The following is a 24,515-nucleotide window of genomic DNA, read 5'->3' on the forward strand; positions in this document are numbered from 1 at the left end:
GACATTAATGATGTGAGTTCTAATTATTTAATCAGGTTGTAAAGTTCATCCAGTTTTGGAGAAAGTACAATTTCAATTCTGCGGTTTTTACTCCTTCCATCGGCACCTGCATTAGAACCTAAAGGCTGAAATTCGCCTTTACCGGTTGCCGTCATCCGCACACTTTCAACCTTTTCATTTTCTGTTAGATAGCGAACCACTGATGTAGCCCTTAACACACTTAAATCCCAGTTGTCTTTAATCTGGCCTAGGTTATTTATTTTCTGATTATCGGTATGACCTTCTACAGCGATATTAATTTCAGGCTGTTGTTTCAGTACGTTAGCCAATTGTGTTAAGGCTTGTTTTCCTTTATCATCGATAATGATACTTCCTGATGGAAATAACAGTTTATCCGTTAAGGAAACGTATACCTTGCCATTTTTAATTTCTACCGTTAAGCCACTTTTTGTAAAACCAAGTAACGCTTGCTGCAACTTCTCTTTTAAAGAATTGGTGGCTTCATCGCGTTTGCGCAGCACCTCTTCCACTTCTTTCAGGCGTTTCTCGCGGGCGGCCAGGTCGCCTGATAATTTTGTAATTTCTGTAGTTGAATTATTTTTAAGTTTTTTATAGCTGGCATCTACTTCATTATAGCTGTTCTGCAAATCTCTCAACTCTTCAGCCATCATCGAGGTATCTTTCTTCAGTTTTTTAACTTCATTTTCCAGATTCTCAATTTTAACCAAACCTTCATTAAACGCAGTGTACAAAGAATCTTTGCTTCCAAGTAAAGCTTTATACTTTTTTGGAGACAATACAACACACGATGTTAGGGATGAAATAAATAAAAGAATGGCAAAAGTTAAAAAGGTATTTTTCATATTTTAAGTATCAAGATTTTAGCAACAGGTATCAAAACCCGATAAATTTGAGTTTGATTACTGACTGATTGCGTTTCGTAAAAATGCAACTAATGGCTGTATTGCTCCAAAAGAACTTATTAACTTATTAACGAGTTTGGGATCAAAAAATTCATTATCAGTTAATGAAGTAGTGGCTTCAAAACTTTTCAATTTCAAATATTCAATGTTTGGATCGGCGGGATCATAACCTTTTGGTGCATTTTTAAGTGCATTACTGGTACCCAGCGTAAAGTGTTTTTTAAAATCTTTAGCAGATATAATTTCTTTAAATTCATCGATATTATAATCGATCTCTTGCCTGATAAGTTTTAAGTGCGCAGCTTCCGGCATCCAGTAACCGCCTGCGATAAAACTTTTGCCTGGCTGAATATGCAGGTAATATCCGGGCTCATTCACGCCCTTACCTTTAGCTGAAAACCAAATACCGAAGTTATTTTTGTATGGATCTTTATTCTTACTAAAACGAACATCGCGGTAAATGCGCATTAAGTTTTTCTTTGGATCTGTATCGGCAGAAATTAATGGATCAACTTTGGCAAGTTCAGGAATGATGACAGAAATTAAATTTAAAACATCCTGCTTCGCTTCTTCATATTCGTCCTTATGTTCAGCAAACCATTCACGGTTATTGTTCTCCGCAACATCTTTAATAAATTTTAGGGTTTCTTTTTTTAACATTCGTAAAATATGGATAGAGTTTTTGAAGCTAGTTAATGATGAACATTAAAGCGATGATGCTAAAGGATAGCGATAGCGTTACTATTGAATAACCTGAAATACGATTGCGTTTGGCAAATAACTGATACAATGAAAACAAGAAAATAATTACCAGTAAAATTATAAGCGGAATGGTAATTAACTCTGAAACCGCACCAATTAACGTTATCGTTTGTAACTTAGCCAGTATACCTGTAAATGCAAGTACAAAATAAATTGAGGTTATTAAGGTAACAAAAAATAAATTTTTCGTAAACGATGAATGGTTAGTAATCATAATTAGTTTTTGATTAAAGATACTATTTATCGTAATAAGGTTTGTATTTTATATTAGGCGATAATACGTGAAGCAGGATTATCCTGGAATAACGATAATTGAATGGGTATAAAATAAAACAGCCAGAAAAGATGGCAATTAGGTAATGCCAAAAGGTAGCATCAGTTAACGGCCCAAAAATTAAATAGGTAATTAAACTTACTATAAGCATCTCAATCACATTCATTGCATAACTGACGTACATGGCTGCATAAAAATAGCCTGGTTCAATTTCTATACGCTGGCCGCAATAACTGCAAATTTCTTTGGTATGCTGGATGTTCCAGCCATACATACTGCCTGTGAAAATATCTCCCCTACGGCAATGTGGGCATTTGCAATGAATAATTGCCGAAAGTTTTGAGGTTTTACCTGACATTCTTAATTTAAATGGAACGGCTCTTTTTTCATATTCAATTCCACATTTTTCTTACGGAATTTTTTATACCAAACCACACCAACAATTATTGCCATTAAGTAAGGAATAGCCAAAAGGTACAAAACGCCGGTGTTTAGACCTGCCGAAACTGTATTACCATTTTTTACGCCTTGCTCAGCATTGATGCTACACATGGCGCATTGTGCTTGTACATTTGCCGAAAACAAAAATACGCAAGCGATTGAAAATAAGATAAAAGTGAATGTCTTTTTCATCATTGCAAATATAAGATTAAACGAACGCCGGCCGGCAAAAATTATGTCATAAAAAAACCCCGCTGATGAGGCGGGGTTTTAAGGAGAGATTGTTAATTATTGTAAAGTACCGGTAAATGTAAATGTTGGGTGTTGAACACTTTTGAACTGCCCCAGCGTTGCACCATTTGTTGGATTTGTAAAATAATCCAAAGTGAATTCGTCTACGTTAATGCGTTGAGCAAGTAGTGGTGCCATTACACCAGCCAGTGCGGCTGCGTTTCCACCAGCAGCACCTATTGTAAATTTATAGGTTCCAGCTGTGGTTTTCGTATAGGTGTACGGGTAAGTAAGTGTTAAACTTGTTGCTGCATACGGTGTAATCACATTAAGCGTCATGGTTTGAGCGTTTGTGTTAAATATGTAGGTCATGCTACCTAATGTTAACCTACTTCCGCCTACGCTAAAAGTTGCCACGCCGGTTGCAGCACTTGCTCTTTGGGCAATAAAATCTGCCCCCCATCCCGGGCTTGTAGTTGCTTGCGGAACCACAATTCTCGAATAATTTAGCCCCATCAATAAATGCAATGGAAGAATTGGTGTCGAAGACACTACAACTTCAACTCTTTGTCCGTCGATAGTGGTGTAGTATACTTTCTTTACCGGATCCCATGTCAATTCTGTTATTTTCTTGCCTTTGTAAAACAATGGCTCTTTTAGTACGATGCCAGTAAGCGTAAAAGCAAAGCCAGTGGTAGCCGTATTTACTTCGCCATTGCTATCCCAGATTAAACTGAATATTTTATTGTAAACATCAATGCTGATCTGAACTTTTGTTTGATCACCAATCAATGCGTATAAATTTTTGTTCAATGTAGTGTAGTCTACTGCAGTAGTAACAGAATTATACAGACCTTTTGCATCGTAAGATGCTTTTTCAGCAGCTGTTGCTTTCACTAAAACCAACTTGCTTTTAAGGAGTTTGCCGGTAAGCATAATTGAATCTCCTACCTGCTTATCAAACGTAAATTCGAAGTCAGAATAAACACCCCAACCAGCCACACCACCAAAAGTATTAGGATTTGGATCGGCGAGAATGTGCATGTAACTGTAGGTATCAAATGATAAAGTTGGGTTTTGAAAAGCCTTAACCCTATAAGTACTTTCCATAATATCTGAGGCTGGAGCATAATCCAAATCGGCATACATGCTTACCTTGTTTTCTTTGTTAAAATTTAGAAAAAAGGAGTAGCCGCCACCACCATCGGGATATAAAAAAGCTTTCCAGCCTGTTGTACTACCAGTTAAAGCATTGGTGTATTTTGTTACCGCTTCGGTAATCCTTTCCTCTGGTCTTTGTCCATCAATTAAAACTTCCTCTTTTTTACAACCTGCAAAAAAAGCAAGAGACAATAATGAATATAAAAATATTTTTTTCATGTTAATTTCTCCTTTTATTAATGGCCCATTGTTCCGTAAAAATATGAATTGGCATTAGTAGTTTTGTAAAAAGCACCTAGTGAACCTACAAAACCGATCTCGCCCGGTATAATCTGGTTAATCCAGTTTACCCTGAATGAGCCCGAAGTAAAATAACTGTTCACGCCAGCCATTCTTGCATTAATGACGCCCATGTTTGAATAAGGTACAGGATCTACAGCCGGAACGGTTGCCGTAGGCTGCGTAGCATTTAACGTAAAAGTCGTTACACCAGTAGTTGTATTTAAGGCTACAGTATAATCCGCATCAGCTGAATAAGTAGTCGTACCGGCAGCATTTGTAAACGTATATCTTAAAGTCATCAAATTGGATGCTCTAAAAGTCATTTTGAAATCTTTTAGCACAAAACCACCAGCTGTCATTGAAGTTCTTGCTGCATTCCACAAGCCTAAAAATTCTGCAGACTGACTTGGGTCAGTAGAAGGATTTGAAGTGAGCGTAGTATATCCCACGCCTAAACCAATCATACGCGAAAGTACAGGAGCTGAAACTTTGAACAGAGCCAATTGCACCTCTTTTTGCAACTTATAAAAATCAATATTAAATGCTGTTTTGAAGTAATCCACAACAAACTGTTCTTTTTTCTTCAATTTAATTTGTGCATCTGCAGGAACCGAAGCTACAATTCCATTATACTGAACGCCACCCATCATTAACATGTTCGAAGATTGTTCTGCGAAATCCTCTCCAGGAGATACCCGGGCATACTGTGTAATAAACCCTAATGAATAGGCTTCTGTAAGCGGTCTTTGTGTCCAGTTTGCTTCATATCCGCCACGAGAAACCGTTTGGTATTCAGGAGAAAAATCAACCGTCTGGTTTAAGATGTGTGTATACTCGTGTTGAATCACCTGAATCATTTGCTTCACCGACCCCAGATTTGTTTTATCAAATGAGTTGATTACATAAAGTACAATTTTGCGCCCACCTTCGGCAGTTCCTAAGGTAATCGTTCCATTGCTGTTATATTCTGCACTACCTGCTAAAACAAATTGTTTTGGCGATATCCTTTTAATAAAATCGCTGCCACCTGCAGCTTCAAAAGGTCTGATCCAGACATCACGAACCATCTCCATGGCCGGAATAACTTGCCCAACCAAAGGAGGTGTAATATTTTTACCAGATGGAAGTTCAAAACGATCAAAACGATACTTGGTTTCGATGTTATATGGATTTAAAAAATTCTGATCTAACCATAAATCAGTTGCATTTTTATTGGTAATAATATTTTGATCAATAGCATCCAGATTGGCATTTAAGGTGCCTTCTTTTTTACAAGATGCCAGGATTGTAAGCATACCTAATGCTACAACGCCTTTATTAAATATTTTTTTCATAATAATCATCTTTATTATCTTGGATTTTGAGCAATACCTGAAAGTGTAACTTGATTTGGCAGTTGAAATAATTTACGCGGATCGTCTGCAGTTAGTGTATTTGTAGTAAAGGAACCGTTCACTGCAAAAACTCGGTGTTGAACAGGTAGTTTATACCTTAAAATATCAAACCACCGCAAACCTTCTTGTGTAAATTCTTTCTTTTTGAAATCTAAAATTGTTGCAATTAAACCCGCTTTAGGATCGGTGGTACCGTAAAAAGCAGCGATTTTAGCTAGCGTTACAGCATGCGTTGTAGCGTTGTAGTTTAAGATTCTTGTACTACAATAAGTATTCAAGTCAGCAAGCGCTAAAGCATTTTGTCCTGATGATGCATAAGCTTCTGCCCTATTTAATAATACTTCATCAGCAGTTAGTACCGGCACAATAGTGTAAGGGAAACCAATAGTGGCATTAGGACTTGTTCTAACAAAATATTCATTCCACTTTAACATGGTATAATGCGGAACACCATAATAAGCAGATTTATACGCCCAACGTGCTCCAGTAACATTTACTAAGAACATTTCATTGTTTTGAATCTGACCAAAACCATATCTTGGAGAGGTTGTTCTCGCCCATGACGAAGCAGTTTCGATTAATAACAATGTAGAGGGTTCATTCGCCTGTGTAAAGTTTATTACCTGCTCATCTAACGTATATGTGTTATATCTTGTATTCCAAGGCCTAAGTATTGTGGCAAAGGCATTACCCGGCGAAACTGCACTGGCATATTGAATCACTTTTTCATACTCTTTTTTGAATAAAAAGAATCTTGCAGCGAAAGCGTTTGCTGCAGCTACATTAAAGTGGTATTTAGCAACTTTATAAGAAGTGTTCTTGATTAGCGGAAGACCAGCCAATAAGTCTTTCTCGATATTTGCATATACAGAAGCAACTGTACCGCGTGTATATTGAGCAGATACAATCTTTTCTGGCGCCGTGACATAAGGGATTCCTGGAGAATCATTGCTGGTTGCAGGATCATAAACTTTCGAGTATAAGGTTACCAACATGAAGTGAGCATAGGCTCTGGCAACTAAAGCTTCACCTTTATATGGTAATGCTGCTGCTCCCAAATTATTTACCTCAATTGCTTCCAAAGCTGCATTTGCTGCTGCAATGGCTTCATAACAAGAATTCCAATATTGAGTAGGCGTATCATTACCATCATCATCATTATCTAGCCAGTAAAAAGGTTGGGTTATTGTTCTACCCTCACTACCAATTCCAGGTCCTTTATCCTCAGCATTATCTGATGAAGTTTCGGTAAAAGCAATGTAATTGCCTTCAGGATATGCACTGGTTAATAATTCTGCAACCTTTTCAACTGTATTAACCTGAGTTCTTTGATCTGGCGCCTGCTCTAAGAACTTTTTGCAACCAGTTGTCGATATGAGTGCTAAAGCAATTATCGATATATATATTTTTTTCATGATATTATATTTAGAATCCCACCTTTAAAGATAATGTAAACTGACGAGGGATTGGCAAGGCCACCCCACCAGATCCAAAAAACTCAGGATCCTGGCCGTTTAATTTTTTATCCGAATAAATTAAAAACAAGTTATTACCCACAGCACTAATCGATGAGTTGGTTAAACCAAGCTTCTTCGTAAATTTAGTTGGGATGTTATAGCTTAAAATAATTTGTTTCATTCTTACAAAACCACCATCTGCTACACGCTCCGTAGAATAATTATAATTGTTGTATGCATAATTACTACCGAATGATTGTGCTTCTAAAACATCTAAAATTGATGGCACATTGGTTAACAATTCATCCCCTTGTTGTTCCCAACGGCTTAAGAAGGCCTTTGGCATAGCGTCTAAATCGGTATAACTGGTTTTAAAAGCTGGTGATAAACGAACTTTGTTTCCAGCAGCAAATGTTACCAATGCAGATAATGTGAAATCTTTGTATTTAAATGTATTAGAGAAACCACCTGTATATTTCGGATCGATTGGTCCTTCATATTTCAGGTATTTCACCACATCACTTTGAAGGTAAACATCACCACTTACAATGCCTTCGTCATTAATAAATCTTGGCGATCCGTTTAAAGGATCTAAGCCTTGAAAATCAAGAGAGAACAAGCCTCTTTGCGCATAACCCTCAAGCGGTCCACCATCAGCACCGATTAATCCAAAAATATTTGGCTGATTTTTTAAGTTGGTAATCTCATTGCGGTTATAGCCAAAAATTAATTGGGTAGACCAGTTGAAACCTGGGGAAGTAACTACTTTTGCTCCTAAAGCTGCCTCTATACCTTCCGATTTCATATCGGCATAGTTTGCCTGTTTTATGGCTTCACCACCAATACCAGAAGTTCTGAATGCACCAATCAAATCGAAACTTTTTCTTCTATAAGCATCAACTGTCAAGGTCATTCTTTCTTTAAATAAGCCTAAATCTAACCCAATATTTAACTCGTTTAATTTTTCGAAAGTTAACTCAGAGTTCTCAAGACCCGCAATGTATAGTTTTGTCTCTTTTTCTCCAAGATAAGGCCGGCGGGTACCCATACTTTGTACCACTAGGCTAGAGTTAGTTGCCGAACCCATACTTGCAACTAAACCATAAGTTGCTCTTAAAGTAGCACGGCTGATGATGCTTCTAAGTCTTTCATTTTGCATGAAATTCTCGGTATCAATATTCCAGGCACCTGATACGTTCCAGGTTGGTAACCATCTTGCTGTAGGCGATTCACCCAGTAAGTTAGAACCATCGTAACGACCAGTAGCATTAAGGCTATATTTTCCTTTATATGAATAAGCAGCTCTTAAAGAGTAATTTAAATAACGCTCATAACGATAGTTCATACTGTAATAGTTAAAACCACCCTCTACATTTTGTTTAACGATGTTTGGATCTATGAATGGAACACCTCCCTTGTCATACTGATATCCATAGCCATCAAAAATTTTGTTTTGACGATTAATATAACGCATCTCCTGAGTGGCGAATACGTTAAAAAGATGATCTTCGTTGAAAGTTTTATCGTATTCTAAACTGTTACGAACATAGTAGTTAACAATGTTATCATCATTAGTTTTATAGAAACCTCCGTAAGGTAAAACCGAAACAGGCAGTGCATTGGGATCATCAGGATTGCGATATAAAAATTTATTACTCCTTCTAATGGTTGCATCATCCGGACTTATACCAGCACGGTAAGCCTGTGCCATGTTTGAGTTTTCAGTGATTTTATGCTCTTGAGTCGTCTTTGCGAAACGATATGCACCATCAAATGAATACTTTAAGTTATTGGTGATTTTGTACTTTAAACCACCCTGAACTTTAAAATCGATAAGACCTAATTCCAAGGTATTATTTTCCAGCTCATTTAAGATATTAAAAGGTGCATAATTTTGGCTAAAAAATTCACGGTTACCATTTGCATCATACGGTGTTAATGTACGGCTGGTGTTTAAAGCATAACTAAACGGGTTGATATCAAAATCTCGGTCGTATGTTCCATAAACCGGATTCCCGTTTCTGCCTAAGGTACCAGGCGCTTTTTGATCTCGGATTGAACCTTGTGTGATTAACTCAAAACTCAACTTGTCGCTGATTTCGAAGTTACCACGAAAGTTTCCGGTAAATCTTTTTACATTGTCACCAACCGTCCATCCGTTATCCTGAAGGAAACTGGTTGATGCATATATTTTAGATTTTTGCGTACCTGTAGCCACACTTAGAGAGTGCTCCTGCATTAATGATTGTTTGAACAATACATCAAACCAATCGGTATTGGCATCAGCATAACGCTGTAAAAATTGTTTTTGGCTTTGGGCATCATTTCTCAAAGCATAACTATTGGTAGCCGGGTCATAGATATACATTTGATTATACATCTTCGTAAAAACACCACCGTTTGCGCTTCTGGATGAGCTTGAATGATTTAACCAACCTTTATTTTGCATTTCGATATACACATTCATCTGGTCAGCTGAATTTAAGATATCGAAATTATTATATGATGGTTTCATGTAACTCGAGAAGTTTCCTGTGTAAGAAATTAATGGTTTTCCATCAGTATTTCTTCCTTTTTTAGTTGTGATGATTACCACACCATTCATTGCTCTTGCGCCATATTGTGCAGTTGCAGCAGCATCTTTTAAGATATTGAAACTTTCGATATCATCAGGGTTTAAGCCTGCAACAGATGAACCTACCAAAGTAGATGGATCTCCTGTCGATAATTGTTCGTTAGAGATATTCACCACATCTTCCAGGATAATTCCATCAACCACCCAAAGCGGTTTATTATCGCCAGAAATTGAAGTAGCTCCACGAACACGGATTTTAGGAGCAGCACCAAAAGTTCCTGAAACATTTTGTACAGACACACCGGCCACACGACCCTCTAGCATACGACTCACATCCGTGATACCATCACGCTTTACATCAGATGCTTTTAACGCTGTTGCCGAACCTGTAAATAATTTCTTGTTTAGTTCCTGATAACCTGTAGAAACCACATTCACCTCTTTAAGTTGAGCAGCATCTTCTTCGATAGAAACATCGATAGTGGTTCTGCCATTCACAGCAACCTCAATGGTTTTGTAACCTACAGAAGCAAAAGATAAAGTTGCGCCATCTTTAACACGAATTTGGTATTCTCCATTTCCATTGGTAGAAACTGCATTAGAAGCTCCTTTTTCGCGAACGCTTACACCCGGCATTGGCGAGCCATCTTTTTTATCTTTTACACGGCCTTTGATGATTACGTCTTTTTGATTAGATTTTGGCGATTCCTGAACTTTTAGAATAACCTGTTTGCCAACCAATTTGTATGCAATATTTTTCTGCTTCAACTGGTCTAATGATTCAGTGATCGATGTTAATTTGGTTGGAACATCTAAAATCATTGTCTTGTTAATTTCAGCGGCATCATAAACAAAACTTACACTGTAAGTTTGTTCAATTTTCTTTAAGTAGCTGTCTAATCTTTCGGGCCTGGCTTTGCCTTGCTGCGTATCAGCACTGGCTAAAACCGTCCAAAAGATTGCACACAGAAGCAGTGCCATTCGGCGCAAACCCATTGCCGCATTTCTTTGGTAGAAATTTCTCTCCATAGTTTAATTGTTTGTTTGTTTGATTAGTTAAAAGGTAGTTAGGGTGATATGATCTTTGGTTTCTTTGATTTTTACATTGTAAGTGGCTTTTAGCACGTCCAAAATTTCATCTAAACTGTTATTTTGGAACTTTGCATTGAATTTTTCGATAACCTGGTGGTTGGCTTCGAGTTTAATATTTTTATGATAGTAATGGCTTAACTGTTTACAAACTTCTCCAAGTGGCGTATCAACAAAAATCAGTTCGTGGGTTAACCATGAATCGGCATTTTGCGATAAGCGGGTAGTAAACTCCCGTTTCTGAATACTATATGTTAACGCCTGTCCTGCTGTTAAAATTGAAGATGCACCATTAGAATATGGCGAAAATATAACCTTACCTGTCTTTACATCAAGATCAATCTTGCCTGGAGAATAGTCGATATTAAAGGAGGTACCTAAAACGCTTACCTTCGATTCACCCATGGCGATACTGAAAGGATGGTGAGGATCTTTAGTTACGTTAAAGAAAGCCCTTCCCTTGCGTAAAAATATTTCTCTCGATGCCCCACTAAATATTTTAGGATAACTTACGATGGTATTTTCAGCCAGTATTACGGTTGATCCATCTGCAAGCTTAACTGAATCGATATTGCTATCGGTTTTTAAGCTCAGTAACTCTACATCGTTACTTTTATCAAACCACCAATAACATGTTGCAGCAAGCAAAATTGTAGCAGCCACAGCACTCATCCATTTAGCAAAACTTGCCGGGCGACCTGAAATTCTCTTTAAAGCCTTTTGGAAACTGGCAACTGCTTCTTCTTCTTTTAAATGATCTAAACGGGCAGACTTCGAAGATAACTTCCATACACGTTCGATATCCTTAAAGTAGGATTCATTGCTTTTAGATTCAGCGCAAAAAGAAATTATTTCAGCATGAAGTTTTTCATCCTGCGGATTATTTAAATACCGAACAATTAAGTCCAGGTATTCAGGTTGGTTAAGCATTAGTTAGTTTGGGTTTGTATCATATAGACAAATAACTTTTACAAAACCCCTAGTCGATCCTAAAAAAAATTAAAAAAAAGAAGATTATTATGGAAAATGCCGTTCAGCACAACTAATTCTAATATAAAAATGTATTTATCAGCATCAAATAAGATTTAGCCCGTTTATTTAAGTGTGAATCTTTTAGAAACCGCTCTCTTAAAATCTTTAATGCATTACCAATATGATTTTCTACAGTTTTTTCAGAAATATTGAGTTGCTGAGCAATTTCCTTATATTTTAAATTTTCAAACCTATTCAGTTTGAAGATTTTTTTGCATTGAGCGGGTAGCTTTTCAATTTCTATTCTAAGCAACACGATAATCTCGTGCTCTTCATCTAATTCAGTCAAATATTCATCTGTTAATGTAGAAGCAAGTTTTAAATGATGCTGCTCAATATTTTTCTGGCGATTGAGGTGATTGATGGAAGCGTTTATTACCACTCTATAGAGATATGATTTAAGCGATTTAACCTCAACTAATTGATAGGGATTTTCCCATATTTTCAAGAAAACATCTTGTACAAGTTCCTCTGCTGCATAAACATCCTTTAAATACTTATCGCTTGCCAATAGCAGTTTTTGAAAGTACGACGTATAAAAACGGGTAAAGATCGAAGTTTGACCTTTCTCAATTAAAGTAATTAAATCACTTCCCGTTTCTATTTCTGCTACATCCATTAATTGTCACGCGTTGATCTGCTAATATCAAATCAATAATACAAATTAATGCTCAAAAAAGTGACAGAAAGTATTTGCTTTTTTGTAAAGCAGTAGGTTTACAGGTTTAGTAGTGATAATATGGAGAAATCATCAGATAAACGATTACGCCAGTTACAGCAACGTAAAGCCACATTGGAAAAGTGATCCTGGCAATTTTTCTATGTTTGTCAAACCGTTGCGCCAATGCCCTAACATAGGTAACCAATACAAACGGAATAATAATCACAGACAGGCAGATGTGCGTAATCAAAATTACGTAATAAACGTATTTGATTATACCCGCTCCGCCAAACTTAGTAGAATCTGATGTCATATGATAAGCCACATACATGGCCAGGAATGCAACAGAGAGGCAAATAGCAAACTTCATGAGGTTTTCATGCAACTTTTGTTTACCGTTTTTAATTGCCCAAACAGCTATAACCAACACAATAGCTGTAATTCCGTTAATGGCAGCATATATTGGCGGTAAAAAAGATAATGGTTTAACGTCATAGCCTAGCTTTCTTAAATTAACGCCAAACAATAAAGCGACAACCAATGGAATAGCAATGGATAAAACAACAATCCATTTATTATATTTTTGTTCAACTGATGATTTCATTCTGATTCTAATCGCTATGTCAATTGGCTCCAATTACCTTTCAACCTTATGTTTTAATTTTAAACTTTCAGCTTTGTACTTTGCAACTAAATTACCTGCCGTCTTTTACTGTTCGCAGATATTCAGCAATTAATACCTTAATTTCATCTTCCAGCCTGCCTCTTGCCTCCGGATTATCAATTTCATAAATGCCTCTGATGCGATGTTGCACATCAATCAGCAAAATCTTATTACCAAAAATAAAGTTCGGTTTATCTTTTGTATCATCCTGAATCACGTCGAGCATTAGACCTTTTCGAATGAGCGGATATGTAGATGCGGTATCACCTGTAAGCAAATCCCATTTCCCGGGCTTGGCATTAAGCTTTGCTGCAAAACCATCTACCTTACTTTTGTCATCAGGATTTACTGATAAGCTTAAAAATCGCACTAATGGTTTTTTCTCGTAGCCTTCAGATAATTGCTTGATATACTGAATGACGTTATTACTGCTGGCATCGGCATAGAAAAGGTTCATCACAACAATTTTATCTTTAAGGGATAGCCAATTGATTGAATCGCCGTTTTGATTGCTTAAACTAAAATCTGGAATCTGGTGATAAATGGTATCGGGTATTTTTTTTCCTTTTACCGAATGGAAAGTTGAAGCCACTATTTTCTCGCCAAAGATTGGTAAGCTCTTATACCGGTTTTTAGCGAACTGTGGCAATAAGTAAAAAAACAAAAATCCTGGTATAGCTAAAATGCTTACCAGGATTATTACCTTTTTTATGGGGTTTCTTTTCATTAATGGCTTAACATGTGGAGGTTTAAGAAACCGCCTTCAATTAACATCAAAACAATAAAGTAAACAATGAAAATGAATGAAACTGTTAATGAAAGTTGTAAACCTAACTTTTCGTATTTCAAGTGCATGAAATAGGCAACGATATAAAAAGCTTTAACCAATGTTAAGGCGATATAAACGAAGTTCCCTACCCCGTGTGACATATACCCTTTAGGTAAAACCACCAAAGCAATGATAAATTCGATAACTGTTATCAACAATAGAATACCGAAAACCTGCCAAATTTTACTTTTGGTTAAACCAGCATGTTCTTCGTGCTCGTGCCCTTCTGTTGTATGTGAATGATGTTCTGACATGATAATATTTTTAGATATGATAAATTAAACCAAATAGAAGAATGTAAATACAAACACCCACACTAAATCTACAAAGTGCCAGTATAAACCAACTTTTTCAACCATTAAATAGTGACCTCTTTTTTCGAAAGTTCCATTAATCGTCATGATCAAGATGATGATGTTAATTACCACACCACTAAATACGTGGAAACCGTGGAAACCTGTAATGGTAAAAAATAAGTTAGAAAACTGTTGTGCAGCCACTAATGATACATCACCAGAGAATAAGTGTTTTAATTCTTCAGCGGAAGGAATTTCTCCCCATCCAAATCCTTCATGGAATAAGTGCGTCCATTCTAAAGCCTGGCAGCCTAAGAACATAAAACCACCAATGATTGTGGCAATCATCCACCAGATTACTTCTTTCTTCGAACGTCTGTGTCCGGCTTCTACGGCTAATACCATTGTAACCGAACTCATGATTAAGATGAAAGTCATGATACCCACGAAAACCAAAGGTGCACCATGATCCATGATACCAGGGATTGACTGGAAAACCAAATCAGGATCTGGCCATGTTAATTTTGAAAAACGCTGAGCGCCATAATAGATCAATAGCGATGAAAAAGTAAAAGCATCTGACAAAAGGAAAAACCACATCATGATTTTACCATATTCTACCGACCACGGAGAACGACCACCATTCCATGGTCCGGTTTTAACTTGATCTAATTGTGATACTGAATTCATTTGGAAATAGTATAATAGTTTGTTAACAAATTTAACGGTTCAAAAGTAAAAAAACATACAGATATATCCATAATATATCTATAAAATGCCAGAAAATAGATGCGATTTCCATGCGATACTGGCTTTTCGCTAACGGAATATTTCTATAGCTACCCACTAAGGCGCTGATTATTAAGAAAACACCTGCAATAATGTGCAACAGGTGAATAAAGCTTACTACGTAAATAAATGATATTGCCGCATTATTACCCACTAATGTTGCACCTGTATTCACCATGCTTCCCCATGCACTAAACTGCATCACGCCAAACGCTATGGCCAAAATTACAGTAATTAAAAGCAGATTCCGTTGCATACCAAACTTTAGTTTGCGTAATGCTTTCGAAGCCAGGAAAAGCGTGATACTGCTGGCTATAATCACCAAGCTTGAATAGATAAATGCATCAGGTAATACCAACCCATGGCCTTTTCCTTTCGACGCGGAAAAAACCAGATAATAACTGGTAAATCCACCAAACATAATGGTTGATGAAACCACGAATAACCAAACGATGAACTTCCTTGGTTTTGGATCAAATGTATCTTGGATATTTTCCATTGTTAGAACCATAAATTATTTTGCGATAAAATTTAATAATAATCCCAACTGTACAGCAGGAATGTAAAAAAACGAGCAAAACATCACGCGTTTTGCATCAATCAACTCTCTGTTTAACAAAAGTTTTAAAGCTAACCAGCTAAATATAATCCCAGCTACTAGTGATAAACCTGCAATGTAATAGCCTCCGAAACCATAAATAGTTGGCATTAGGCTCACAGGAATCAAAATTAATGTACTGATGAAAGTAATCAGCGCAGTTGCTTTATCACGTTTTTTAGTAGGTAACAACCTGAATCCTGCTTTTTTATAATCATCATCCAATACCCATGCAATGGCCCAGAAGTGAGGAAATTGCCATACAAACTGGATCAGGAACAAAATAACTGCAATGTTATAATCAATTGCGTAAAACATCTCAGATTTTAAGCTACCAAATGCAGCTAAATAACCGATTAGCGGTGGTAACGCACCAGGTATAGCACCAACGAAAACTGCAATAGGCGATTTTCTTTTTAATGGCGTATACGCAAATGCATATAGTAAAATTGAAAACACTGATAACAAACCTGTTTCAAGATTCAAGTGTCCTAATAACCATGTTCCTAGAAAAGCCATGAATACCCCAAGGATCAAGCCCTGTCCGGTGGTCATTCTCCCAGCTGGCATAGGGCGGTCTTTCGTTCGAGACATTAGTTTATCCAGATCTTTCTCTATGATTTCATTAAAACAATTGGCCGCTGCAGTAACTAAAAAACCACCGGCTATTAATATACCCCAGTTACCCCAATCTATTGATGGAATATGCCCTCTGCCTACTTGCATTTTCTGACCGATCAAAAACGAAATCGACGCAGAAAACACCACCGTAAACGATAGCCTGAATTTGATGAGTTTAGAAAAATCTGAAATAACTTGTTTCAATTCTCTTTTTATTATTGTTTGTAAGTACTTGTTCTGTAAACCAGCAAGTACAAATAAAACTGTAAACTAAATAACAGCGTAGAAAATAAAATATGTACTGCCTGCGCTGCAGGTGGAAACGCTATGTAAGCCAATGCGAAGCCACTTAATAATTGTATGAGAAGCGTAATTAATATGAATCGGGCAGTTAATAAGGGTGCTGCCTTTCCACTAAAACGATCAATTACCATTTTATAAACGATGGCATTACAAACCACCACCAATATGGCCAAATCGCGATGGTAAGAAAATATGTCACCCACTTTATCAATCCATGTACCTCTTAATCCATAAGACAAAGACTTTGCAATTACATCTACCGATTCCCTTACTTCGGTACCTAAAACAATCTGTATAATACTAATTACCAGCGTAAATAGTAAAAAACCCTTCAGCCATAATATGCGATACATGATTACAGAAGGTGTTTTTCCAAGTTGCTTTGCGTAGTTATAGGTGTAAATAGAAATGGCTAAAATTACAATCGCTAAAAGCATGTGTACAGTGACTACCCACTGTGCCAAATTGGTAGATACTACAATCGAACCTAGCCAGGCCTGATAGCCCACCACCAATATGTTCAGAATGCTTAAGAATATAATTCGCTTTGCAGTTTTCCGGTAAGTAAATGAATAAACAGCCGTCAAAAGCAAAAACAAACCAGCAAATACTCCAGTTAAGCGATTTAAATATTCAACCCAGGTTTTGGCTGGATTAAATTCTTCGGGAAGCGTAATGCTTTTATCATTCCTGATACTGTCCGCTAACGCCACTTTGCCCATACTTTCTAAATATTTGGCAAATTTCTCATTCTTTTTAATCCTTCCGGCTACATACTTTTCTTTATAGTTTGCTGGAAGTTGCGATACATCAGTTGGTGGAATATAGCGATCAAAACATTTCGGCCAATCAGGACAGCCCATGCCGGAACCCGTACTGCGTACGATACCGCCGGCAAGAATAACCAATAGCGTAACTATGATGGTTATAAAGTTTATCTTGATGAAACGTTGTTCTGATCTACTGACCATATATCTTTTAAGATGAAAAGGGTATCCGGATAAGCAGAAACTTAATCAGATACCCCTTTTAAAATTGTATTAAAGCTTTGCGCTTATCTTAGTTTTCTTTAACCGGATTAGCCAATTCCCAATCCTGTTGAATTTTTTCTGCCTCAGCATTTCCTTCAAAATCATGAGGTAAGTTTGAACTCATCGTTTGAGAGAAAGGTACTGTTTGAGGGATAAAATCCACGTCATGACCAGGTTTGCTATAATCATATGGCCATCTGTAAACGGTAGGAATTTCTCCTGGCCAGTTTCCGTGAATGTGTTCAACTGGTGCTGTCCACTCTAAAGTATTGGCCTCCCAAGGGTTTTGAGGTGCTTTTTTACCTTTAAAGATTGAATAGAAGAAGTTAAACAAAAATGCTACTTGAGCCAAGGCTGCAAAAATAGCTGCCCAGGTTACAAAAACGTTAACAGTTAACCATTTTTTCATGAATTCAAATTCTGTGAAAGCATAGTAACGACGAGGTACACCATCTAAACCTAAAAAGTGAAGCGGGAAGAATACCAGGTAAGCTGCAATGAAAGTTAACCAGAAGTGTAAGTAGCCTAACTTAGCGTTCATCATTTTACCAAACATTCTTGGGAACCAGTGATAAACACCTGCCAACATACCAAAGATAGCTGCAGATCCCATTACCAGGTGGAAGTGGGCAACAACGAAATATGTATCATGTAAGTTAATATCTAATGAAGCATTTCCTAAGAAGATACCAGTTAATCCACCTGAGATAAAAAATGAAACCAAACCTATAGCAAATAACATCGCAGGAGTGAAACGGATGTTACCTCTCCAAAGTGTAGCCAGGTAGTTGAATGTTTTTACGGCTGATGGTACGGCAATAATCAACGTGGTAATCATAAATACACCACCCAACAATGGGTTCATACCTGTCACAAACATGTGGTGACCCCATACGATGAATGAAAGTACAGTAATACCAATTAATGAATAAACCATCGCATGATAACCGAAGATTGGTTTGCGGGCGTTTACAGATATAACTTCTGATGAAATACCTAATGCCGGCATAATTACAATATATACCTCAGGGTGACCTAAGAACCAGAACAAGTGTTGCCACAAAATTGGCGAACCACCTTCGTTCGGTAAAATGTCAGTACCCATTACAATATCTGACAAGTAGAAACTTGTTCCAAAACTACGATCGAATACCATTAACACTACACCTGCTACAAGTACAGGGAATGATAAGATACCTAAGATAGCAGTTAAGAAGAAAGCCCAGATCGGTAACGGCATTTTCCAAAGGTCCATACCTTTAGTACGCATGTTTAAAATTGTACTCACATAGTTGATACCACCCATTAGAGATGATGCCACGAAAAGTACCATACTTACTAACCACAATGTCATACCCATACCAGAACCTGGCATTGCTTTAGCAACAACCGATAATGGCGGATAAACCGTCCATCCACCAGAAGCAGGTCCGGTTTGAACAAAAAACGAAGACATCATGATCACACAAGCCATAAAGAAGAACCAGTATGAAAGCATGTTTAAGAATGGCGAGGCCATATCTCTTGCTCCGATTTGTAATGGAATAAGTAAATTACTAAAAGTTCCACTTAACCCTGCAGTTAATACAAAGAATACCATAATGGTACCGTGAATAGTAACTAAGGCTAAATAAAAATCAGGTTTGATACGACCACCTTCAGCCCATTTTCCTAAAAAAGTTTCTAAGAAAGGGAAGTTTTGATCTGGCCAAGCCAATTGAATACGGAATAAAATTGATAAACCCATCGCAATTACGGCCATGATGATACCCGTAATTAGGAATTGCTTAGCAATCATTTTGTGATCCATGCTGAAGATATACTTCGAGATCAACGTCTCCTTGTGGTGACCGTGATCAGCGTGGTCGTGATTGTGTTCGTCGTGTAATGCTATTGTTGACATAATTCTTTTCGCTCCTGCTTAATATTATTTATTTAAAGCCATTTGGTTACCTTTCACAGCTGCCGAATCGGTTGCTGATGAATCTCCTTCTGCTGCTGGTTTAGCAGGCGCAGGTGCCACAGGCAAATTAAATTGTTTTCTTAAATCGTCGTTTAAGTATGTTTTCTGTTCTGCAATCCAGGTTTTGTACTCAGCCTCTGAAACTACACGCACATCTTTCTGCATGTTCCAGTGACCTGACCCACAAATTTTAGCACAGAAGAAAAGGAACTTAAAGTTAGGATCGTTTGTTTCCTCCTGCATCTGACGGGTAGTCTTAGTCGGAGTGAATTCGAAAATCGTTTGCATACCCGGTACAGTATTCAACTGCACTCTGAAGTGAGGCATGTAAAAACTGTGGATAACATCTTTACTGTTTAAGATTAACTTAACTGGTTTACCAACTGGAATCACCATTTCATCAGCCATCTCATCATCACGAGAGTTTAGGTCTTTGAAATCGATACCTAAGGTATTCGAAGAAGTAGTTAATTTATAGTTTTTCTTACCTACAATACCATCGGCACCTGGATAACGGATAGACCATTTGAACTGTTCAGAAGTTACCTCGATTTGAAGTGGCTTGTTATTCTGATCTTCAACTTTGAAGAAAATCGATCTCCAGGTTAAAAAACCCATCAAAACCAAAACGGTTAATACTAAAGCCGGAACAATTGTCCAGATTTTTTCGATTGTATTATTGTGTGGGTAATAGTATGCTTTTCTTTTTGCAGAATATTTGTAGATATAAGCAAATCCAAATAATAAAATGTGGGTTAAAATGAATACGATTGTAGTAATGATCAATGTTAAATTAAACATTTCATCAATTTTCTTTCCATGTTCAGATGCAGCATCAGGTAACAACATCGAGCCATGAACCGTATACTCCCAATACACACCGTACAAACCCAGAACAAGAAACAATGCAAATAAACTTGCATGAACTCTGTTCCAGTTAATACCAACTGGCTTGCCTTGTGCTTCGCGGCTTAATTCATATACTTTTATTGATTTACCAATAATTGCGATGAATAAACATACGGCAAGAAAGATCAGAATATAAAATATTACTGATTTATAAACCTCGCCCATATCAACTTTCGGTGCCGCTGCAGCTCCTGCTGCTGCCTCTTGCGCAAATGCGCTGGTGTTTGCAAAAACAGTAAGTAATACTGCTAAAGCCGCGGTCGTTTTATTCGTGATAAACTTTCTTAAACTCATTTTCTTAAAAGTAGTACGCTGTACTTCTATTATAATAATAATTAAATATTTGCCCTATATATCATCTACTAAAGTTGATGATGCAAACTTTCTTGTAATAATGGGTGATTCTTTGCAATTAAAGGTTTCTTGCTTAAGTTGCTTAAAACCGTAAAGGTAAACAATCCTACAAATCCTAATGCAGTACCGATCTCAACAATACCAAAACCATTGTGGCCATCTTCAACAGCTCCTGGCATAATCATTTGATAATAATCTACCCAGTGACCTAGCAGAACTACAATAGAAACAAATAACAATTTAACATCTGTTCTTTTATTATCTCTATCCATTAACAATAGAACCGGAGCTAAGAAATTCATTGCAAGGTTTAAGAAAAACCAGAATTTGTAATACTCAAAGCGTTTGTAGAAATAAACCGTTTCCTCTGGCATGTTTGCATAGTAAATTAACAAGAACTGTGCGAACCATACATAAGTCCAGAAGATAGAGAAACCAAAGATAAACTGACCTAAGTTATGTAAGTGGCTATTGTTAACCCATTGCATATAACCAGCTCTTCTTAATAAGATGATGATGATGGCAATTGTTGCTAAACTACTTACCCACATTGCAGCAAAGTTATACCAACCGAACATGGTTGAGAACCAGTGTGCTTCTAATGACATGATCGTATCGAAAGCGAAGATCGGCGTAGTAAAACCGTAGATCACCAAGAAGATACAAGCATTTTTAAAGCTCTTTCTGTAAGAAACCAATCCACCAGCTAAATCTTCATTGTATGATAGTTTAGTAAAACTGATTGCAAATGCACTGTAAACACCCAAAAACACTACCATACGACCTAAGAAGAAAGGTACGTTCAGAAATACTGATTTACCTGCAATTAAGGAATCGTAGTTAGGGCTGTTCGGATCAGTTAATCCATCAGCATGCCAGTGGTGATATAAGTTGTGTGTATATAAACCAGCAGAAATAATCACGATTAGGATTATAGAAGCGATAGGCAATGTTTTAGCCAATGCCTGTGGTACACGTAAAATTGATGCAGACCATCCTGCCTGCGCAACAAATTGAACAGCAAGGAAAAACATACCTGACATACAAACGCATGCAAAGTAGTATCCCATAAGTAACAGGTTGGCAAAAGTACGCTCATGCATTACTTTATCTCCAGTAAAACCGTAACCAATAGCAATAGCACCTAATATGATACCAACAATGCTTAAGGTTTTTACTTTACCTGTAAACTCAAACTGTTCACTAAAATTAATATTGTGAGTTCCCATTTATATTCTGCTTTACTATTGTCCTTTTTGTAATTGTTGAACATACATCACTACTTTCCAACGATCTGTTGGCGTAATTTGTGAAGCATGCGAGCCCATGTTATTTACACCGTAAGTGATGGTGTGATAAATTTTACCAGGTGTAAGATCTACCATATTTCCACCACGTGATGAAGCGCCTGTTTGATAAGCCGGTACACCACTAAATTTCTCAATTTTAACTAAGTGACCTTGACCATCACCTTTTTCACCGTGGCAAGGGCTACAGAAAACACCAAATAAATGTTTTCCTTCTGCTAAATTTAAAGTATCAACAGGTAATGGATTTACCATGCTCACACCTGCAGCTTCATATCCTTCTTTTGTATTAGGATATTCATCATACTCTGTAAAACCAACCGGCTTTGTATTTGCTGGTGGCACCTGTGCGGTATGACCTTTGAAACTAGCCAATAACTTATTAGTAGTATCAACCGGCTGATCCGGATTTAATGCTAATGCATCATACATGTTTCTGGCATATTCTAAACCAGTACTGCGTTTATCTCTACAAGCGGATACTGTAGCTGCGAAAGCGATAGCTAAAAACGCCGTATAAACAAATTTATTCTTATTCATAGCTAATGTACTTCCTTTCATTATACTTTACTTCTAAAGCACCTGCATCTTTTAATAAACCATCAATAACAGTGTGCGCTGCATTTTCCCTTGCATCAACTGCAATCACAAAACGATCGTCAGTTGCACGAAGATCCATTACTCTTGGTGCTCTTCCTGGAAATAAATGCGTAGAGGCATAATAAGTTAAAACCATACCGAAAGCACAAAACAATACGGTAAGCTCGAACATTATCGGAATAAAATCCGGTAATGCAAATGATGGCTTACCACCAATGTTTACTTTCCAATCGATTACTGCGCAAAAATAAATTAAAGCAAAAGCTGCGCAAGTTCCGGTAATACCAAAGCAAAATGCTGCGATATCGATTCTCGATCTTTTAATTCCTAATTTGGCTTCTATTCCGTGTATAGGCATTGGCGTATAAACATCGTAAATGCTTACACCATTTTCCTGAAGCTTTTCGATGCCATGCATCATTTCATCAGGATCACCAAAACTGCCTAAAATATATTTGATATCACTCATTGTTATATTTTTGCGTAATCTTCTTGTTTAACACTATCAAATTTCTGTAAAGACTCTACGTACTCTGCAACGTACTCTTTATTCTCATGTCCTTCTTTAATCTGTTTCATTTTAGATTGCTCACTTGCAGTTTTCAATAATAATTTAACCTCTGCGATAGCAATTGATGGCAATACTCTTAAGAACAATAAGAATAAAGTAAAGAATAATCCAATTGAACCAACGAATACACTTACGTCAACCCAAGTTGGATAAAACATCGCCCAGCTTGAAGGAATATAATCACGGTGTAGTGAAGTCACGATAATTACGAAACGTTCGAACCACATACCCACGTTTACCACGATTGATAAAATCCAGGTAGCTTTAATGCTTAAACGGATTTTTTTGAACCACAGTAATTGTGGAGAGATTACGTTACAAGTCATCATCATCCAGTATGACCACCAGTAAGGACCAGTAGAACGGTTGATAAATGCATATTGCTCATATTCAGAACCTGAATACCATGCGATGAAGAACTCCGTTAAATAAGCCACACCTACAATTGATCCTGTTAAGATGATGATTTTGTTCATCGACTCAATGTGGAACATGGTGATATAGTTTTCAAGACCTAATACTTTACGTGCTACCAATAATAAGGTTAACACCATCGCAAAACCTGAGAAGATCGCCCCTGCTACGAAATATGGAGGGAAGATGGTGGTGTGCCATCCAGGAATTACTGATGTTGCAAAGTCCATTGACACAATCGTGTGTACAGAAAGTACCAGAGGAGTTGAAATACCAGCTAAGATTAATGATACTGCTTCGAAACGTTGCCATGTTTTAACACCGCCTGTCCAGCCAAAAGAAAAGATGGTATAGATTTTTCTGCGTGTTCCAACTGCACGGTCGCGAATGGTTGCAATATCTGGCAATAAACCTGTGTACCAGAATAATAATGATACAGAGAAATAAGTAGAGATGGCAAACATATCCCAAACCAATGGCGAGTTAAAGTTAACCCAAAGTGATCCGAACTGATTTGGTAATGGTAATACCCAATAAGCTAACCAAGGACGGCCCATGTGTGATACAACGTAAGTTGCCGCACAGATAACGGCGAAAATAGTCATCGCCTCTGCCGAACGGTTGATTGAATTACGCCAGTTTTGACGGAAGAGTAATAGTACCGCTGAAATTAGCGTTCCGGCGTGACCGATACCTACCCACCATACGAAACCGGTGATATCCCATGCCCATCCAACTGTTTTATTTAAGCCCCAAGATCCGATACCGTTCCAAAAGGTGTAACTCACAGCTACAACCCAAAGTAAAGCACCTAATGCTGAAACGATGAAACCAATCCACCAAGCCTTGTTCGGCTTGTTTTCTACCGGTCCTAAAATATCGTCCGTAATTTTTGCATACGTGATATTATCGCCGGTAATTAATGGTTCTCTAAGTATTGATTCGTTATGTCCTGACATAATTTGTATTTTCTTTATACTAAAG

24 protein-coding genes are annotated in these 24,515 nt (G+C 37.3%); all 24 read right to left on the bottom strand.

What is annotated here, in order from left to right; all coding sequences use genetic code 11:
* Positions 1-23: 23 nt before the first annotated feature.
* The 24 genes from EA772_RS03010 to nrfD all read right to left on the bottom strand — a co-directional run bounded on the left by EA772_RS03010 (position 24) and on the right by nrfD (position 24,490).
* Complete coding sequence (locus tag EA772_RS03010; RefSeq protein WP_010599746.1) at positions 24-863, bottom strand: flagellar motor protein MotB; 840 nt, start codon at positions 861-863, stop codon at positions 24-26.
* A 57-nt stretch (positions 864-920) separates the two neighbouring features.
* Positions 921-1,583 carry a DUF2461 domain-containing protein gene (locus EA772_RS03015; RefSeq protein WP_124911126.1) on the bottom strand — a complete coding sequence of 221 codons (663 nt, stop codon included), beginning with the start codon at positions 1,581-1,583 and terminating at the stop codon, positions 921-923.
* 28 nt (positions 1,584-1,611) lie between these two features.
* Positions 1,612-1,899, bottom strand: a complete 288-nt coding sequence (locus EA772_RS03020) for a hypothetical protein (protein WP_124911127.1) — start codon at positions 1,897-1,899, stop codon at positions 1,612-1,614.
* A gap of 22 nt (positions 1,900-1,921) precedes the next feature.
* The gene (locus tag EA772_RS03025; protein WP_124911128.1) at positions 1,922-2,317 is read right to left on the bottom strand and encodes a DUF983 domain-containing protein; all 396 of its coding nucleotides are present in this window, start codon (positions 2,315-2,317) and stop codon (positions 1,922-1,924) included.
* Between the two features lie 2 nt (positions 2,318-2,319).
* Positions 2,320-2,595 (bottom strand): hypothetical protein, encoded by a 276-nt coding sequence (locus tag EA772_RS03030; RefSeq protein ID WP_238533595.1) that lies wholly within the window; start codon positions 2,593-2,595, stop codon positions 2,320-2,322.
* A gap of 93 nt (positions 2,596-2,688) precedes the next feature.
* A complete protein-coding gene (locus EA772_RS03035) occupies positions 2,689-4,011 on the bottom strand; it encodes a DUF4302 domain-containing protein (RefSeq protein WP_124911129.1) in 1,323 nt (440 codons plus the stop codon).
* A 17-nt stretch (positions 4,012-4,028) separates the two neighbouring features.
* Positions 4,029-5,408, bottom strand: coding sequence for a putative zinc-binding metallopeptidase (locus tag EA772_RS03040; protein ID WP_168187473.1), 1,380 nt, complete (start codon positions 5,406-5,408; stop codon positions 4,029-4,031).
* A gap of 14 nt (positions 5,409-5,422) precedes the next feature.
* Positions 5,423-6,883 (bottom strand): RagB/SusD family nutrient uptake outer membrane protein, encoded by a 1,461-nt coding sequence (locus EA772_RS03045; RefSeq protein WP_010599739.1) that lies wholly within the window; start codon positions 6,881-6,883, stop codon positions 5,423-5,425.
* Between the two features lie 10 nt (positions 6,884-6,893).
* Positions 6,894-10,529 (bottom strand): SusC/RagA family TonB-linked outer membrane protein, encoded by a 3,636-nt coding sequence (locus EA772_RS03050; protein ID WP_124911131.1) that lies wholly within the window; start codon positions 10,527-10,529, stop codon positions 6,894-6,896.
* Positions 10,530-10,556: 27 nt separating this feature from the next.
* A complete protein-coding gene (locus tag EA772_RS03055) occupies positions 10,557-11,519 on the bottom strand; it encodes a FecR family protein (RefSeq protein WP_124911132.1) in 963 nt (320 codons plus the stop codon).
* 118 nt (positions 11,520-11,637) lie between these two features.
* Positions 11,638-12,240 (bottom strand): RNA polymerase sigma-70 factor, encoded by a 603-nt coding sequence (locus EA772_RS03060; RefSeq protein ID WP_124911133.1) that lies wholly within the window; start codon positions 12,238-12,240, stop codon positions 11,638-11,640.
* Between the two features lie 106 nt (positions 12,241-12,346).
* Positions 12,347-12,886 (bottom strand): DUF420 domain-containing protein, encoded by a 540-nt coding sequence (locus tag EA772_RS03065; protein WP_124911134.1) that lies wholly within the window; start codon positions 12,884-12,886, stop codon positions 12,347-12,349.
* A 91-nt stretch (positions 12,887-12,977) separates the two neighbouring features.
* Entirely contained in the window at positions 12,978-13,673 is a 696-nt protein-coding gene (locus EA772_RS03070; RefSeq protein ID WP_124911135.1) for an SCO family protein, read from the bottom strand.
* Positions 13,673-14,029 (bottom strand): cytochrome C oxidase subunit IV family protein, encoded by a 357-nt coding sequence (locus EA772_RS03075; protein ID WP_124911136.1) that lies wholly within the window; start codon positions 14,027-14,029, stop codon positions 13,673-13,675. The genes EA772_RS03070 and EA772_RS03075 overlap by 1 nt, the downstream gene beginning before the upstream one ends.
* A 24-nt stretch (positions 14,030-14,053) precedes the next feature.
* Entirely contained in the window at positions 14,054-14,761 is a 708-nt protein-coding gene (locus EA772_RS03080; protein WP_010599732.1) for a cytochrome c oxidase subunit 3, read from the bottom strand.
* Positions 14,762-14,792: 31 nt separating this feature from the next.
* Positions 14,793-15,359 (bottom strand): cytochrome c oxidase subunit 3, encoded by a 567-nt coding sequence (locus EA772_RS03085; RefSeq protein ID WP_116169180.1) that lies wholly within the window; start codon positions 15,357-15,359, stop codon positions 14,793-14,795.
* Positions 15,360-15,374: 15 nt separating this feature from the next.
* On the bottom strand, positions 15,375-16,283 hold the full coding sequence (gene cyoE / locus EA772_RS03090) for a heme o synthase (protein WP_124911137.1): 909 nt from the start codon (positions 16,281-16,283) through the stop codon (positions 15,375-15,377).
* 11 nt (positions 16,284-16,294) lie between these two features.
* Positions 16,295-17,353 (bottom strand): heme A synthase, encoded by a 1,059-nt coding sequence (locus EA772_RS03095; RefSeq protein WP_124911138.1) that lies wholly within the window; start codon positions 17,351-17,353, stop codon positions 16,295-16,297.
* 88 nt (positions 17,354-17,441) lie between these two features.
* Positions 17,442-19,316, bottom strand: coding sequence for a cbb3-type cytochrome c oxidase subunit I (locus EA772_RS03100; RefSeq protein WP_029204013.1), 1,875 nt, complete (start codon positions 19,314-19,316; stop codon positions 17,442-17,444).
* Positions 19,317-19,340: 24 nt separating this feature from the next.
* Positions 19,341-20,579, bottom strand: a complete 1,239-nt coding sequence (locus tag EA772_RS03105) for a cytochrome c oxidase subunit II (protein WP_124911139.1) — start codon at positions 20,577-20,579, stop codon at positions 19,341-19,343.
* 68 nt (positions 20,580-20,647) lie between these two features.
* Positions 20,648-21,868 (bottom strand): quinol:cytochrome C oxidoreductase, encoded by a 1,221-nt coding sequence (locus EA772_RS03110; protein ID WP_124911140.1) that lies wholly within the window; start codon positions 21,866-21,868, stop codon positions 20,648-20,650.
* 15 nt (positions 21,869-21,883) lie between these two features.
* Entirely contained in the window at positions 21,884-22,507 is a 624-nt protein-coding gene (locus tag EA772_RS03115; RefSeq protein WP_010599105.1) for a cytochrome c, read from the bottom strand.
* Positions 22,479-23,015, bottom strand: coding sequence for a DUF3341 domain-containing protein (locus EA772_RS03120; RefSeq protein ID WP_010599104.1), 537 nt, complete (start codon positions 23,013-23,015; stop codon positions 22,479-22,481). The genes EA772_RS03115 and EA772_RS03120 overlap by 29 nt, the downstream gene beginning before the upstream one ends.
* 2 nt (positions 23,016-23,017) lie before the next feature.
* Positions 23,018-24,490, bottom strand: coding sequence for an NrfD/PsrC family molybdoenzyme membrane anchor subunit (gene nrfD, locus EA772_RS03125; protein ID WP_010599103.1), 1,473 nt, complete (start codon positions 24,488-24,490; stop codon positions 23,018-23,020).
* Positions 24,491-24,515 lie beyond the last annotated feature (25 nt).

Source organism: Pedobacter sp. G11, from assembly GCF_003860265.1.
In the GTDB taxonomy this organism is placed as follows: Bacteria; Bacteroidota; Bacteroidia; order Sphingobacteriales; family Sphingobacteriaceae; genus Pedobacter; species Pedobacter agri.